Origin of the sequence: Psychrosphaera saromensis (assembly GCF_002954545.1) — a bacterium.
GTDB lineage: Bacteria > Pseudomonadota > Gammaproteobacteria > Enterobacterales > Alteromonadaceae > Psychrosphaera > Psychrosphaera saromensis.
This window is the reverse complement of the sequence record NZ_MSCH01000003.1, coordinates 652,594-668,000: the sequence shown is the minus strand read 5'-3', so window position 1 is coordinate 668,000 and position 15,407 is coordinate 652,594. Positions and strand designations below refer to the sequence as shown.

Sequence of the window (15,407 nt, the reverse complement as noted above, 5' to 3'; positions counted from 1 at the left end):
ATTAAAAAGTCAGAGTAAAATTTAATTTACTCTGACTCCTTTGATTTATGACTTTGATAATTATATGAAGTCTTAGATAAAGGTATTGGCTAAGAAAGCTAAAATGTAAGCTAGGATGCCGTATGCGGCATATAAACCCCAAGATAATTTAGCATTACCTGTTTCTGCTTTTAATGTTGCTACGGTCGCTACACATTGTAATGCCACCACATAAAACAATAACAAACCTATGCCTGTGCCTAACGGTAAACCGTCGTTCATTATGTTTTGTGCAAGGCCTGCAATGTTTTCATCAGCGCCTTCCATTCCGTATAAGGTACCAAGGGCGCCTACAAATACTTCGCGGGCTAAGAAAGACATTAATATCGCAATACCGTAACGCCAATCTAATCCAAGTGGAGCAAATACAGGTTCAATAAAGTGACCAATGCTGCCTAACCAAGACTCTTCTAAACTTGCGTTTAGTGGGAAATAACCCAACACCCAAATACCAACGGCAACCATAAAAATAACTGGCGCAGCGCGTTTAATAAATTGCTGACCACTGTTTATCACTCGGTGATAAAGCGGTTTCCAATGCGGTAAACGGTAACTTGGTAATTCAATAATAAATGGCATTTCAGACTGTTCTTGCTCAGTAGATTTTGAGTGGCTTAACAGCGCACTGATAATAAGCGCAGTGACTATGCCAAACATATACAAGCCAAAGAACGTCAAACCTTGCATGTTAAAGAAGCCTAAAAAGTATTGATCAGACGGAATAAAGACCGACACTAATAATGCATAAACAGGCAAACGCGCAGAACAAGACATTAATGGGATTGTTAACATAGTGATCAAACGCTTACGCGGAGATTCTATGGTTCTTGCTGCCATAATTGCAGGTATTGCACAGGCGTGACCCGATAAATAAGGAATGAAACTACGGCCAGACAAACCAAAATAACTTAATGGTTTATGACAAATTAATGCAGCTCTCGCCAAATAACCACTGTCTTCTAACAAGCCAATAACAAAAGTAAGTACCATGATTTGTGGAACAAAAACTAAAAATGAACCCACACCACCAAATATAGCGTCATTCAAAAAGTCGGTGACTACGCCTTCGCCAGTAAACTGAGTTACAAATCCAGCAAAGCTAGCAATAATGGTTTCTACACCATCCATAAGTGGCGTTGCCCAGGTAAAGATACTCTGGAACAGCACAAACATAATCGCTAAAAAGGCAAAGCCGCCTAAAAAGCTATTAAGTAAAAAGGTGTCTACTCTGTTTTGATTTCTTAGTACCACATCTTTATTCATAGCATAGGTTTTAGCTAATGAACGGCTAAAATCAACAAACTGCTTGGTGGTCTCTAAAGGGGCTCTTGGCGCTTGAACAGGAAAGTTTTTATATTCTGCAGTTAGTAACGCGTCTTTAAATTCAGCAATACCATCAAGAGAGCGAGCCGACAAAGCGTAAACTGGCGCACCTAATTCTCTGGATAAACCGTCAAGGTCAATGTTGTGGCCAAAACGTTTTACTTCATCAATAAAGTTTAAAACAAACACTATCTGTTTATTTTCTTTAATGGCTAATTGTTGTGCTTGTAAAGCAAACACTAAACTACGTTCTAAACGGGTCGCGTCTAATACACAAACTACCAGCTCAGTTTCTTCATCTTTTACGCGCGAGGTTAACTGCTCAACAGCCACTTTTTCGTCGATTGATAAGGTGTTTAAAGAATATGTACCAGGAAAGTCGATGATTTCATATTCAGCCATTCTTCCGCTTTTGATTTCAACGGTTACACCCGGGTAGTTAGCGACTTTTTGTCGTAACCCAGTAAGTTGATTGAATAATAGGCTTTTGCCACAGTTAGGTTTACCTACAAGGAGAATTTTTTTCATTATGAGATAGTTTCTTGAGTCGAGATGAATATTTGTTCAGCGATTTTTTGCTCTAATGAGTAAACACAATCACCAATTTGAATAACTAAAGGGCCAGCAAACACGCTTCTACGTAAACATGTAATGTTTTGGTCAGTTTCAAACCCCATTTCTACTAGGCGAGTACTGACAGAATCATCTAAATGTTCCCAAAGGTGTGAAACATTTGCAGTTTCGCCTTTGTTTAATTCCCACAATGTCATAAAAACCTCAATTCAAAAGAAGAAAGGCCATAATATACCTTTTTAACCAAAGTGTTAAATGATAATAGTTACTATTAACATCCCATTTTGCAAATGTGTTTAGTGTTAGGCGTTATTATTAATAGTCATCTGGCATTAATGAATTTTTGGAATGAGCAAAACTAGGCTCTGATAACGTTACTTGGGCTATAACAATATTGAGTTTGCTGCTGCTGGTAAGTCAGCAAAAACAGCATCTGCCAATTCTTCAACTTCTGACGAAAAGGACTGGCCAGAGTTAACTAGGTACTTGTGTTTTATGCCTGCTGCACTTGCCGCTTGCATGTCTGACGCTTTATCGCCAATCATAATAGAATTGTTTGGGCTTAGGTTATGCTGGTTAATTGCCTGTAATAACATGCCTGGTTGTGGTTTTCTGCAGTCACATTCTTGTAAATATGGTGCATTGGCTTTAACAGGATGATGCGGACAGTAATAAACTGCTAAAATATCTACATTATTCTTTTTAAATTCAGCCACCATCCAGTCAGTTAGAGCATGAAAGTCTTGTTCTGAATAATAACCTCGGCCAATTCCAGACTGATTGGTGATGATCACAATTTTATAACCTGCGTCTTGAAACTGTTTGCAGGCAGTAAAAACACCATCAATAAACTCAAAATCTTTTGGTTGTGACACATAACCATGATCAACATTAACTACACCATCACGGTCTAAAAATAATGTTTTGCTAGGTTCATTATTTTGAGTTTCATGCTTTTTAGCTTGAGTTGCAGGGGTTGATTTTTTTTGAGTTTGAGTTTGAGGCTGAGGCTGAGACATTAAAGTTCAAAGTCCTGTACTAATCGATCAAACTGAATTTTCACTTGATCTACCATGATCTGTCCCATCAATTCAGCACCTTTAACACGCACTCCCCATTTTAAATTTTCGGCGCTGTCACCTTTTTGCAGGAATAAATTTCTGTGGTAAACCTCAGTAACATAATCTTGATATAAATAAGGGCCAGTACGTTTTGGATTTGAATGGGCATAAATACCCAGCACAGGCGTACCTTGTGTCACGGCCATATGCGCAGGGCCGGTATCTGGTGCTAATACTAACGATGCATTTTTTAAGCAAACCAACATTTGTTTTAAGCTAGTCTTGCCAATCAAATCTACTATTTCAGTTTCAGCGTATTCTTGAATTGCATCACCTAACTCTCGGTCAATTGGTGCTGGACCACCACATAAAACAACCTTAAAACCTTTATCTGCTGCGTAATCGGCAAGTGCAGCGTAACGCTCTGGTAACCAGTTACGTTCTTTTTTGCTGGCAGCTGGAGATATCACAAAGGTTTTAGATTTTGGAGCAATGTGGCTATTGGCGAATGTAATATCGTCATCAGAAACTGGAATGTTCCAGCTTAAGTGGTCTAGTTCAGAAAGCGACACACCTAATTTTTGCGCAAAGCCAAAAAAGCCCTCTAAAACGTGCGGTTCGATTTGCGGCGCAATACGTTCTTTAGTGAACAATGTATGTAGTTCTTTAGCTCGGTCACGATCAAAACCAATTTTGCGTTTTGCGTTAATATACTTTGCTGCCCAGTTTGCTCTAAGGGCAACTTGCATGTGCAATAACACATCAAATTCTTTGCCAGCTAAATCTTGTTGGAGTTGTTTAAAAGCGCCTCTACCTTTTGATTTGTCAAAAACGACAAACTCAACGTTTGGTAAACCATCCAATAGCATTTTTTCAATTTTGCCAATTATCCAAGTGATTTTAGCTTGAGGATGTTTTCTTTGAATAGCCTGTACCGCAGCAACAGCGTGACATACGTCACCAATGGCGGATAACCTTAATACACATATAGATTGTAAAGACACAGCAACTCCTATCAAAAAACAAACAACAAAAATCAAATCAAATTGGCTTAAGACGGTCATGCTAATGTATGATTTGCACTATTCCAACTTAAAACTTGTAAGAAGTCGTTTTGTTATCAGATTCAACCGCTATATTATGGCGTCAAACTATCGAAAAAAATCAAACTATTTTCGCTCACCCAAGCTTGGAAGACACAGTAACTAGTGATTGGTTTAATGCTGACTACTGGTCGGGTAAAAGAGCAATAACTGGTGAATCTAAAGGCCGCAACACCACTTATTTTATTAAATACAATGCCGACTCCGGGTCATCTTCGCCAGAACGACATTTTGTTTTACGCCATTATTATCGCGGTGGCTTAGTCAGTAAAATATTACATGATGAGTTTTTATACACAGAATTAAACAAGACCCGCAGTATTGCCGAACTCACTATGCTACAAAAAATGGTCGACCTAGGGTTACCTGTGCCAAACCCTATTGCCGCAATGGTAACGAAAGTAGCGGGTTTATGGTGTCGAAACGATATTTTAATTGAAAAAATTGCCGATGCTAAAGATGGTTTTCATTGGTTACTAGCTGAAGACTTGTCAGATGATGTCTGGCAAAATATTGGTGCAACCATTAAACGTTTTCATCAAGCGCGTGTTTGCCATAGTGACCTTAATATTCATAACATCATGATAGATAATAGCGGTAAGGTATTTTTAATTGATTTTGATCGCTGTGAATTCAGAGAGCCGGAATTTAATGCGCCAGCGATATTTTGGCAACAGGCTAACCTAAATCGTTTATTGCGCTCGTTACGTAAAGAAAAAGACAAAGCAGAAAATCCAACCATAAATAAAAAATTCCACTTCAGCGATGCCAAATGGCAACAGCTGTTACTGGGTTACGCTAAATGAATTTGTTAATAAACGGCAGAAAAACAAGTCCAATTAAACGACAGTTAACTCTGCTGCTTTATAACTTCCTATTAGTAATATTCCTGTTAGTTGACTTAACAAAGTGGGTTGCCGCGTTAGTCAAACAGGCCACGTTTTTTTTGGTGCGCAAGCCACTTAAAGGGAACGAAAAGCGCGATTGGTTTTGGGGACAAAAATACGGTTTAGTCGGTAAAAGCTTAACGCTAGATAAAAACACACAAAATAAACGAGTCATGATCCACTGTGCATCAGTGGGTGAAGTGGTTGCCGCAATTCCCCTGATAAAAAAACTATTAGCGTCAAATGACGTGGATAACAGCAGTGACACAGAATTAAGTTTTGTCGTCACCACAAATACCAAAACCGGCAAAGAACAACTATTCCGTCTGCTAGATAAAGCGCTTAAAGTTAAAGTCAGCCACACCTATTTACCGGTAGATTTGCCTTGGCTAATGTCATCATTATTAAAACAGGTTCAACCTGACTTAGTGATTATTATGGAAGTAGAGTTGTGGCCAAATTTAATTAATCAGTGTTACAAGTACAAAAATAAACAAGGTCATAAAATACAGCTGCCTGTGTGTATTGTTAACGCGAGATTAACCGACAAAACCAGACGTGGTTATCAAAAATTGACGTCATTGTCAGAGCCTATGATCCAGCAATTACATCAAGTGTATGCACGTAATCAGACCGACTTTGATAACTACCTCGCCATGGGCATCAATCCAGATAAGTTATCTTTATTAGGCAATATTAAATTTGATATTGAGCCTGCTGACATGAGTGCAGCACAAGAATTAAGAGACGCTTTAAATTTAACTAAGCGTAAGGTGATCATTGTTGGCAGCAGCCATGAAGGTGAAGAAAGCTTATTGGTAGAAGCCTACCAACAATTTAAAAGCCAATATCCAGATTTAATCCTAATAATATGTCCAAGACATCCAGAACGTTTTATACCTGTTTTTGAATACTTAACTTCACAACAACTCAGCGTAGTTAAAATGAGTGAGTCTGAGTCGGCTGAAACCACAACCGACGTATTATTGGGTGACCAAATGGGACAGTTAAGTAAATTATATGGTGTTTGTGATATTGCATTTGTTGGCGGTTCGTTTGCAGAACGTGGTGGCCACAATCCAATAGAAGCTGCCGCATTTGCTAAACCTATCATCATGGGACCACATGTTTACAACAATCCAGAAATTTGTAACACGCTGGCCAATGGTGGCGGGTTAGTCATAGCCAATACGCATTTTGAATTTATTACACAAATAAATTTGTGGCTGTCAGACTCTGAATTAACCAGTAACACAGGCAAAAAAGCCCTCGCCACGTTGCAGAATAATGCAGGGATCATTAATACTCTAAGTACTGAATTGTTACGAACTCTTAATGCTAAGAACTCTAATGCTAAGGAATAGGCAGCATAACGCATGAAAAACTTGTTCAACACTGAGCTTATTAGATTAACAGCCCAGCATGTTAGTGCTAATTTTATTGGGTTTGATCAAGCAGGGTTTATACAAGTTGCCATAGATGATATTGAAAATCGGGAATTAAAAGACCGTGCTAATCAAATTTATATAGCACTTAAATATTACCTTCCAGCTGACTATTTAACTTCATTATCTATTTTGTTAAATACCCTGACACCGGTACAAGATAACCAAGATTTAACTGAAATCACTACGGACGAGAATGGCGTGGCGGGTTGGATGATCATGCCATTTACTCAATATGTTGGTGAGCTAGGACAAGATTATTTAGTTGAATCTATGGATGCATTAAGGCTCATGACTAAACGTTTTACTAGTGAGTTTGGTATTCGTTATTTATTATTAGCGCAACCTGCAGAATGTTTAACTATTATGGATGCTTGGTGTGATGACGATTGTTACCACGTACGCCGTTTAGTGAGTGAAGGCACTCGCCCATTATTGCCTTGGGCTATGCAATTACCTGAATTTAAAGATAACCCTCAATGCGCTCTCCCTCTGTTAGAAAAGCTGAAGTCAGACAGTACAGAATACGTTCGTAGAAGTGTGGCTAATCATTTAAATGACATTGCCAAAAATCATCCAGACTTAGTGGCCGAGATTGCAAAAAAATGGTTAGCGGGTACACAGGCGAACACAGGTAGCGATGCAGTAACAAGCGTAGATAAAAACCGACAACGTTTGGTTAAACACGCTTGTAGAACGCTAATCAAACAAGGTCACGCTAATACATTGTCGGTTTTTGGTTATGCTAAACCGGAAGGTGTATTGGTAGAGATAAGTTTGTCGAAAACGGTGGTGAATATGGGCGACAGTTTCATCATTACAGTGACGTTAAACAACCAAAATAACATAGCACAGCCTGTGTTAATGGATTATGTGATTTACCATCAAAAAGCCAATGGCAAGCTCACGCCAAAAGTATTCAAATTTAAAGAGTTTGTAATTAAGGCTGGGCAAACGATTACGCTGACAAAAAATCACAACATAAAGCCAATCAGTACCAGAAAATATTACGCAGGTGAACATAAATGCTCAGTGATGTTAAATGGACAAGAGCATGGAATGGCGTCATTTGTTTTAACCTGATATGAATCAACTCTCTAGTAGTTATTACTAACTATACCATTCAATATTTCTTCTACCTGCTATATATATTAGCTAATACATTAAGAACACATTTACTCCATCATCGGGCGTTTATTTACACATCAATTATTTATAAATACTTATGGATTTATAGTTACAAACCAAGTTGATAGGTAAAAACTGTTACAGAAATCGATATTAGCAGCTTTATTTGATTAAACGAATCGTCGATAGTGGTGTCAGAGCACATCATAAGCTTGTGCAAATAATAAGTTTTTTCATTCGAAAGATAGAGGATTTACATATGTCTAGTAATAAATGTCCAGTAATGCATGGCGGCGCAACAGAAACCAGTATGAATACTATGGAGTGGTGGCCTAAGGCGCTTAACCTAGATATTTTGCATCAACACGATAGTAAAACTAACCCAATGGGCGAGGATTTTGACTATAGAGAAACCGTTAAAACCCTAGACGTTGCGGCTCTGAAAAAAGATATGCATGCAGTAATGACGGACAGCCAAAAGTGGTGGCCTGCAGATTGGGGACATTACGGTGGTTTAATGATCCGTATGTCTTGGCATGCCGCGGGTACTTATCGTATTGCTGACGGTCGTGGTGGTGCTAGTACCGGGAATCAACGTTTTGCCCCACTTAATTCGTGGCCGGATAATGCAAATTTAGATAAAGCGCGTCGTTTGCTTTGGCCAATCAAGAAAAAATACGGTAACAAACTTAGCTGGGCTGACTTAATTGCGTATGCCGGCACTATGGCTTATGAATCTATGGGCTTAAAAACCTTTGGTTTTGCCTTTGGTCGTGAAGATATTTGGCATCCAGAAAAAGATATTTATTGGGGCGCAGAAAAAGAATGGCTTGCACCAAGTGGTAGCGAAGGCAGTCGTTACTCAGGTGAACGCGACTTAGAAAACCCACTAGCAGCAGTAATGATGGGACTTATCTACGTTAATCCAGAAGGTGTAGACGGTAACCCAGATCCGCTTAAAACCGCTCACGATATGCGTGTTACGTTTGAGCGTATGGCAATGAATGATGAAGAAACCGTGGCTCTTACTGCTGGTGGTCACACTGTTGGTAAAACTCACGGTAACGGTGACGCTGAGTTATTAGAAGCCGATCCTGAAGGGGCAGAATTAGAAGACCAAGGTTTTGGTTGGTTAAATAAAACCAAGCGTGGCATTGGCCGTAACACTGTTACAAGTGGTATTGAAGGTGCATGGACGACTGAGCCTACTAAATGGGATAACGGATTCTTCAAATTGTTACTTAACTACGATTGGGAACTGAAAAAAAGCCCTGCGGGTGCGTGGCAGTGGGAACCAATTAACATAAAAGAAGAAGATAAGCCTGTCGACGTTGAAGATTTAACAACTCGTTATAATCCAATTATGACAGATGCGGATATGGCGTTAAAAATAGATCCTGAGTACCGTAAGATCTCTGAAAAATTCCAAAACGACCAAGCTTACTTCTCAGAAGTTTTTGCCAGAGCATGGTTTAAATTAACTCACCGTGACTTAGGGCCAAAAGTTCGTTATATCGGACCAGACGTGCCAAAAGAAGAGTTAATTTGGCAAGACCCAATCCCAGCCGGTTCTACTGACTTCGACGTAGAAGCAGTAAAAGCTAAAATAGCGGCTAGTGGATTAAGTGTAAGCGAAATGGTTTCTACAGCATGGGACAGCGCAAGAACTTACCGAGGTTCAGATAAACGTGGTGGTGCAAACGGTGCTCGTATTCGCCTTGCGCCATTAAAAGATTGGCAAGGTAATGAGCCGACTCGCTTAGCCAAAGTACTAAATGTACTTGAAGCGATTGCCAACGAAAATAGTGCAAGCCTTGCTGATGTCATCGTACTGGCAGGTAATGTAGGTATTGAGCAAGCGATAAAAGCGGCGGGTTCAAATGTTAGCGTTCCATTCTCACCAGGGCGTGGTGATGCAACGGCAGAAATGACAGATGTTGAATCGTTTGAGGTGCTTGAACCAGTACATGACGGTTTCCGTAATTTCCTTAAGCGCGATTACAATGTCAGCGCAGAAGAGTTGTTGTTAGACCGTAGTCAATTAATGGGCTTGACGGCACCAGAAATGACTGTACTTATTGGTGGCATGCGAGTAATTGGTACTAACTACGGTGATAGTAAACACGGTGTATTTACTGAGAATGAAGGTGCATTAACAAACGACTTCTTTGTAAACCTTACCGACATGAATTATTCGTGGAAACCGAGCGGTGAAAACCTATATGAAATTCGTGACCGTGCAACGGATACAGTGAAATGGACAGCAACAAGAGTGGATCTTGTGTTTGGTTCAAACTCTATCCTGCGCTCTTACGCAGAAGTGTATGCGCAAGACGATAACAAAGAGAAATTCATCAAAGACTTTGTTGCCGCATGGACTAAAGTAATGAACGCGGACCGTTTTGACTTAGTGTAACTTTTTAAGCTATCACTATTTCAAATTAGATAAGGAGAATTAGTTTCCTTATCTAGCTCTAAAATAACAAAGCCCCTATGCTAAAAAACATCGGGGCTTTTTTGTCTATTTATTTACTAAATTAATTTCACAATCTTACTATTTATCCCTAGAACAATTGTTTCGCATCGTTATACTGCTAAATCACAATAAGGATCTGAGAATTAAAATGAAACAGAAAACATTCCTAATATTAACACTATTAAGTGCAGCGACATTTACAGCCCAAGCAAAAATTAATACACAAGCGTTGCAAGCATGTAGCACGATTAAAAATGATCAAAATCGTTTACTTTGTTATGACAAGGCTATAGCTGAAAAACCGTTAAAAGATGACCTTACTACTGAGGTTCCAGTAACATCTGAAGATTTTGGTTTAGAGCATAAAGATATAAATGGAGATAGAGCGCAAGAGATTAGATCGGTTGTTGGTTCTATAAAAAAAACACATTATGGTAAGTTAATTATTACTTTAAATAATAATCAGCAATGGCGTCAGGTTGGGTCAGACCGTATGTTTTTAAAAGAAGGTGATAAAATTGTTATTGCTCGCGGTGTATTTAATTCATTCTTGCTAGCAAAAGAAGGGAAAAATAGCACTATCCGAGTGACTCGTATTCAATAAATATAAAAGAGGCCAAAGTAAAATTAAATAGAGTGATTATTAAATTTTACTTTGGCCTACTCGATTCTTTTTATAAAAAAAGCCTGCTTTTATTTTTGTTGAATTTTCTCTATGATCTTAGTTGTTGAACATCCATCCACAAATTCAATCACGGCAACCTGTCCGCCTTGGGCTTGTACAAAGTCAGCGCCTACTATGGTTTCTGGCGTGTAGTCGCCACCTTTTACTAAGATATCAGGATTCACTTTTTGAATAATATCAAACGGTGTGTCGTCGTATTGGTTGCCGTTTAGCTCACCAAATGGAATTACCCAATCGACACTGGCTAGGCCAGAAATAACGGTTGCTCTATCTTTTAAAGGGTTAACAGGACGCGTTGGTCCTTTTAAACGAGTTATAGAGTCATCGTTATTTAAACCCACAACTAAGCGGTCGCCTAAGGCTTTTGCCTGTTCTAAATAATGTACGTGGCCTGCGTGTAAAATATCAAAGCAGCCATTGGTAAATACAATTTTCTCACCACTTTGACGGGCAAACTCAATGTGTTTTAGCACTTCATCAAATGGGGTTTGGTAATGCGCTTGTTTAGATTCAAACATGTTTTTGTTCACAACACGGTATAACTCTTCTGGTGAAACCGTGGCAGCACCTAGTTTAGCAACCACAACGCCAGCGGCTAAATTAGCAATTTTAGCGGCATCAGCAAGTTCTAAACCTGCAGCCATCATCATGGCTAGCGTGGCAATAACCGTATCACCTGCACCGGTTACATCAGATACTTCAAGCACTTGTGCTGGCATATCTACTTTTTTGGTACGCGTGATGGCAGACATGCCCTGTTCGCTACGCGTTAACAAAATAGATTCAATGTTGCAGTTGGTCATGACATCTTGTGCTGACTGCCATATAGCGTCTTCGCTATGAACCTGGCCGCCTGCAGCAATAAACTCGTCTTTGTTTGGTGTAATAACGTTGGCACCGGCGTAATCAGATAAGTCTTTTGATTTAGGGTCGATTAATACGGTTTTACCAGCGGCTCTCGCAGTTGCGATCATGTCTTTAATACAAGCTAGCGACCCTTTGGCATAATCAGAAAACAAGATGAAATCAAAGTTATCTAATTCGTGTTCAAATTTTTGCTGCAGAGATTTAGCGTGTTCAATAGAAAATTGCTCTTCAAAATCTAAGCGTACAACTTGCTGTTGACGGCTAATGACGCGCAACTTGGTGATTGTAGGTTGTTCAGTTTGGCGGATTAAGGCTGAATTAATGTTTTCGTCCGTTAATAACTGTTCTAAACGGTCGCCATTTTCGTCGTCGCCAATAATGCCTAATAAGGTAACTTGTCCGTCTAAACGGGCAATATTTAAGGCTACGTTAGCGGCGCCACCGACTTTGTCGTCTAACCCACTAATTTTAACAACAGGAACTGGGGCTTCGGGAGAAATACGTTTAGAGTCACCCGTCCAGTATCGGTCCAACATTACGTCGCCAACAACTAAAATTTTTACATCAGAAAGGTGGTTAAAAATAGACAAGTCAAACATAAGAAAATTCACTAAAAGCTAGATGGGGTAAGCATACATTAATTATTAATTGTCGAACACCTTGATAACGAAAAACCACACGCTAGGCATGTGGTTTTCATCGTTAAGGTATTAACAAATGTGCTGTTAATATGTTATGGACGCGGTTTATTCTTCTGGCGCGTCTGCTGAGGAGATACGATCTAAACGTTCTTGTTCTTCTTCAAACGCTGCAGATATTTCCTGTAAAACAGAATCAACGTCGGCTTCACCAGAGGAATCAATAAATTCACCAGTTAATGGTGTATCTGGTAATAATTCACCCGCTTCATATAATGCCCACATTTCTAGGGCAAAACGTGTTTCGCTGAGACTTGGTTCGTATTGAGCATAATAATTAGTGACGTTCTGTACATCACGAATTAACATTTTCTTCGCATTGTTATTGGCTGCAGCATCTACCGCTTGCGGTAAATCTATGATCACAGGACCATGAGCATCAACCAAAATATTGAATTCAGATAAATCACCATGAACAATACCGGCACATAACATACGTTTTACATGCACCATTAATTCGGTGTGTTGTTTAACAGCTTCTTCGGCTGTCATGGTTATGTCGTTTAAACGTGGTGCAACATCACCGTCGGCATCAACAACTAATTCCATTAACAATACGCCGTCGTAACAACCGTAAGGTTTTGGTACTCGTACGCCAGCATCGGCAAGTTTGAATAAGGCATCAACTTCGGCATTGTGCCAGGACTCTTCTTGTTGGCTACGGCCAAATTTAGAACCTTTTTCCATAGCGCGTGAGCGACGACTGTTTCTGCCTTTACGGCCTTCTTGATATTGAGCTGCTTTTTTGAAGCTACGTTTGTTGGCTTCTTTATAGACTTTGGCGCATTGAATATGATCGCCAGTGCTTACCATGTAAACAGTGGCTTCTTTTCCGCTCATAAGTTGACTGATAACTTCATCAACCAAACCATCTTCCACTAAAGGTTGTAGACGCTGAGGGATCTTCATAATACCAAACCTGATATAAGGCTAAAAATTGATTTCAATTATTGCGTTACCAATTCGTCGATTGCTTCACATAACCAGTGGCCAATAAACATGTGAGCTTCTTGGATACGGGCTGTAATATTGTTTTCTATGATAATAGGCAGTTTAGCGATGTCTTTTACTTTTCCGCCGTCACGGCCAGTAAATGCAACTGTATATGCACCTATTTCATTAGCGGCTTCTAGTGCTAAATTGATGTTGGCACTGGTACCAGATGTGGTTAAACCAATAACAACATCTTGTGGTTTTACTAAGGCTTCAACTTGACGAGCAAACACAGTATCAAAATGATAGTCATTAGCGTGAGCTGTTAAGATTGATGTGTCTGTGGTTAAAGCCATAGACGCAAGAGCACGACGCTCTTTTTTGAAACGAACCACAAATTCAGCGGCTAAATGTTGGCTGTCGGCAGCGCTGCCGCCATTACCAAAAAATACGATTTTACCGCCTTTTTCTAATGCATCAAAACATTGAGTTGCTAAGGTTTCAGCAACAGGTAGATATTTTTCCATCGAATTAAACAAGTCTAAATGTTGTTTAAGGTTGTCTGCGTAACACTGTTTTAAATCAAACATGGGAGCTCCTATTCTTCAACTGTTTTGCCTGCAGCAAGTGCTCGATATCGAGTTGAAATGTCATTGATAGTGTCTTTATATTCTGAGGTGATATACGGCTTAAATAACAATATTACTTTTAATAGGCCATTGTAAATTAATTCGTCGGTTACATCGGCATTTTCTGAACTGGTTTTACAATAACTGATCCAGAAAGTAACTTGCTGTTTAATAATGTTGGCCAAGTCGTCAATATCGTTAGTATCCATATTGATGACGTTAGCAACTTGTAAACTAACAATTAAATGATGGATTTTTTCCATCATCTTATTATGAATTACACCAAATTGAGCTCTCAGTTCTGGGTCACGTGCCATGATAACTGGTAGGTTGTCGTACAAAAAATTGAAGTGATATAAGGCACTAAATACCGCATCAAAATAGTTAGTTAATATTTTAACTGCATCTTGGCTTGGTTTTACCGGTTCAAAAGAAATCGCCATATGATCGGCATATTTAGTAAAAATATGACGAATGATCTCTTCTTTATTACTAAAGTGGTAATACAAATTTCCTGGACTGATATTTAAGTGGGAGGCAATGTGATTTGTCGTGACATTACGTTCGCCTTGGCTATTAAATAGCTCAATGCTTGCTTCAATTATTCGGTCTTTAGTTTTCATTTTCAAACTCTGTTACTCGTACAGGACACACTTGATCATCAAGTTCCATTTAGTGATACCGCATTTAATAATACTGCACAGTCACTAAACCGCATATTTTGGTTATCACAGCATTGTGTCTGTTTAGTGAATTTAGATCAATAGCTCTATAAATATTCTTTAGAGCTAATTAATATTTAATTGTATTTATTATTTAACAGTAAGCAACTTATCTATATAAATCAGCAGCTAAGCGTACCTTTGATAATTCGGATAGGATGATTTAGTTGCTTATGCATTTTCAAATTAGAGTACATTTAAAGTACATGTATAGCTATTAAAGCTCTGCCTATTTGGCGGAGAGTGTAATTCCACATCACAAATTAGATTAGTCATGTTATTGTCTCAGTTTAGGTTTCAGTAACATATTTAATAAGATAAAGAAGAGCAAAATAAAATGGTAAAAGCTATTTATCCGGGCACGTTCGATCCAATCACAAATGGCCATATAGATTTAGTCAGACGTTCAGCTAAATTGTTTGAACATGTAGTAGTAGCAATCGCGACTAGCTCACGAAAAAAGCCTCTGTTCACTCTTGAGCAGAGAGTTGGAATGGCTAAGGCTTCATTAATCGATGTACCAAATGTGACGGTAGAAGGTTTTACTGGCTTACTTGCCGACTACGCAAAACAAAAAGACGCTAAAGTGTTAATTCGGGGCGTGCGTGCGGTTGCTGACTTTGAATATGAATATCAATTGGCCAGTGTAAATAGAACGTTATATTCAGAATTAGAAAGTGTGCTGTTAACGCCAAGTCATGAAAATGCCCATATATCTTCTACCATAGTAAGAGATGTTGCAGCCCATCATGGCGATGTCTCTTCGTTTGTACCGCCTTTAGTTGCACAAGCGTTAGAACAAAAATTTAAAGCTAATAAATAGTATTCCCCAATAAAT

The 15,407-nt window shown here is 39.0% G+C and carries 14 protein-coding genes; 6 read left to right on the top strand and 8 right to left on the bottom strand.

From position 1 onward, the window contains the following. Window positions 1–72 precede the first annotated feature (72 nt). The 4 genes from feoB to BTO11_RS02975 form a co-directional block, all read right to left on the bottom strand. Window positions 73–1,890, bottom strand: a complete 1,818-nt coding sequence (gene feoB, locus BTO11_RS02990; protein ID WP_105051193.1) for a ferrous iron transporter B — start codon at window positions 1,888–1,890, stop codon at window positions 73–75. Beyond that, window positions 1,890–2,132, bottom strand: coding sequence for a FeoA family protein (locus tag BTO11_RS02985; RefSeq protein WP_105051192.1), 243 nt, complete (start codon window positions 2,130–2,132; stop codon window positions 1,890–1,892). Before BTO11_RS02985 ends, feoB begins: the two co-directional genes overlap by 1 nt. Window positions 2,133–2,318: 186 nt before the next feature. Continuing rightward, on the bottom strand, window positions 2,319–2,954 hold the full coding sequence (gene gmhB, locus BTO11_RS02980; protein ID WP_105051191.1) for a D-glycero-beta-D-manno-heptose 1,7-bisphosphate 7-phosphatase: 636 nt from the start codon (window positions 2,952–2,954) through the stop codon (window positions 2,319–2,321). Next, complete coding sequence (locus tag BTO11_RS02975) at window positions 2,954–4,012, bottom strand: glycosyltransferase family 9 protein (protein WP_373295202.1); 1,059 nt, start codon at window positions 4,010–4,012, stop codon at window positions 2,954–2,956. Before BTO11_RS02975 ends, gmhB begins: the two co-directional genes overlap by 1 nt. A 98-nt stretch (window positions 4,013–4,110) precedes the next feature. Between BTO11_RS02975 and BTO11_RS02970 the strand changes: the two genes are divergently transcribed. The 5 genes from BTO11_RS02970 (at window position 4,111) to BTO11_RS02950 (ending at window position 10,639) form a co-directional block, all read left to right on the top strand. Continuing rightward, entirely contained in the window at window positions 4,111–4,905 is a 795-nt protein-coding gene (locus tag BTO11_RS02970; protein ID WP_105051189.1) for a 3-deoxy-D-manno-octulosonic acid kinase, read from the top strand. Then, the gene (locus tag BTO11_RS02965; RefSeq protein WP_105051188.1) at window positions 4,902–6,350 is read left to right on the top strand and encodes a 3-deoxy-D-manno-octulosonic acid transferase; all 1,449 of its coding nucleotides are present in this window, start codon (window positions 4,902–4,904) and stop codon (window positions 6,348–6,350) included. The genes BTO11_RS02970 and BTO11_RS02965 overlap by 4 nt, the downstream gene beginning before the upstream one ends. 12 nt (window positions 6,351–6,362) lie before the next feature. Then, window positions 6,363–7,514, top strand: a complete 1,152-nt coding sequence (locus tag BTO11_RS02960; protein ID WP_105051187.1) for a DNA alkylation repair protein — start codon at window positions 6,363–6,365, stop codon at window positions 7,512–7,514. A gap of 304 nt (window positions 7,515–7,818) precedes the next feature. Then, the gene (katG, locus tag BTO11_RS02955) at window positions 7,819–9,975 is read left to right on the top strand and encodes a catalase/peroxidase HPI (RefSeq protein WP_105051186.1); all 2,157 of its coding nucleotides are present in this window, start codon (window positions 7,819–7,821) and stop codon (window positions 9,973–9,975) included. A gap of 208 nt (window positions 9,976–10,183) precedes the next feature. Then, a complete protein-coding gene (locus BTO11_RS02950; protein WP_105051185.1) occupies window positions 10,184–10,639 on the top strand; it encodes a hypothetical protein in 456 nt (151 codons plus the stop codon). A gap of 89 nt (window positions 10,640–10,728) precedes the next feature. On the opposite strand, the gene hldE is transcribed toward BTO11_RS02950, so the two are convergent. The 4 genes from hldE to BTO11_RS02930 form a co-directional block, all read right to left on the bottom strand. Then, entirely contained in the window at window positions 10,729–12,186 is a 1,458-nt protein-coding gene (gene hldE / locus BTO11_RS02945; protein ID WP_105051184.1) for a bifunctional D-glycero-beta-D-manno-heptose-7-phosphate kinase/D-glycero-beta-D-manno-heptose 1-phosphate adenylyltransferase HldE, read from the bottom strand. Window positions 12,187–12,333: 147 nt separating this feature from the next. Further along, window positions 12,334–13,194, bottom strand: coding sequence for a PA4780 family RIO1-like protein kinase (locus BTO11_RS02940; RefSeq protein ID WP_105051183.1), 861 nt, complete (start codon window positions 13,192–13,194; stop codon window positions 12,334–12,336). 38 nt (window positions 13,195–13,232) lie between these two features. Beyond that, window positions 13,233–13,808, bottom strand: coding sequence for a D-sedoheptulose-7-phosphate isomerase (locus BTO11_RS02935; protein ID WP_105051182.1), 576 nt, complete (start codon window positions 13,806–13,808; stop codon window positions 13,233–13,235). Between the two features lie 8 nt (window positions 13,809–13,816). After that, window positions 13,817–14,470 (bottom strand): TetR/AcrR family transcriptional regulator, encoded by a 654-nt coding sequence (locus BTO11_RS02930; RefSeq protein ID WP_105051181.1) that lies wholly within the window; start codon window positions 14,468–14,470, stop codon window positions 13,817–13,819. A gap of 436 nt (window positions 14,471–14,906) precedes the next feature. Here BTO11_RS02930 and coaD point away from each other — a divergent pair, with 436 nt between their 5' ends. Beyond that, entirely contained in the window at window positions 14,907–15,392 is a 486-nt protein-coding gene (coaD, locus tag BTO11_RS02925; protein ID WP_105051180.1) for a pantetheine-phosphate adenylyltransferase, read from the top strand. The last annotated feature ends 15 nt before the right edge of the window (window positions 15,393–15,407 follow it).

Bases quoted from the DNA above. Each gene is read 5' to 3' on its own strand.
- feoB (WP_105051193.1), bottom strand. From the start codon at position 1,890: ATGAAAAAAATTCTCCTTGTAGGTAAACCTAACTGTGGCAAAAGCCTA.
- BTO11_RS02985 (WP_105051192.1), bottom strand. From the start codon at position 2,132: ATGACATTGTGGGAATTAAACAAAGGCGAAACTGCAAATGTTTCACAC.
- gmhB (WP_105051191.1), bottom strand. From the start codon at position 2,954: ATGTCTCAGCCTCAGCCTCAAACTCAAACTCAAAAAAAATCAACCCCT.
- BTO11_RS02965 (WP_105051188.1), top strand. From the start codon at position 4,902: ATGAATTTGTTAATAAACGGCAGAAAAACAAGTCCAATTAAACGACAG.
- BTO11_RS02960 (WP_105051187.1), top strand. From the start codon at position 6,363: ATGAAAAACTTGTTCAACACTGAGCTTATTAGATTAACAGCCCAGCAT.
- katG (WP_105051186.1), top strand. From the start codon at position 7,819: ATGTCTAGTAATAAATGTCCAGTAATGCATGGCGGCGCAACAGAAACC.
- BTO11_RS02950 (WP_105051185.1), top strand. From the start codon at position 10,184: ATGAAACAGAAAACATTCCTAATATTAACACTATTAAGTGCAGCGACA.
- hldE (WP_105051184.1), bottom strand. From the start codon at position 12,186: ATGTTTGACTTGTCTATTTTTAACCACCTTTCTGATGTAAAAATTTTA.
- BTO11_RS02940 (WP_105051183.1), bottom strand. From the start codon at position 13,194: ATGAAGATCCCTCAGCGTCTACAACCTTTAGTGGAAGATGGTTTGGTT.
- BTO11_RS02935 (WP_105051182.1), bottom strand. From the start codon at position 13,808: ATGTTTGATTTAAAACAGTGTTACGCAGACAACCTTAAACAACATTTA.
- BTO11_RS02930 (WP_105051181.1), bottom strand. From the start codon at position 14,470: ATGAAAACTAAAGACCGAATAATTGAAGCAAGCATTGAGCTATTTAAT.
- coaD (WP_105051180.1), top strand. From the start codon at position 14,907: ATGGTAAAAGCTATTTATCCGGGCACGTTCGATCCAATCACAAATGGC.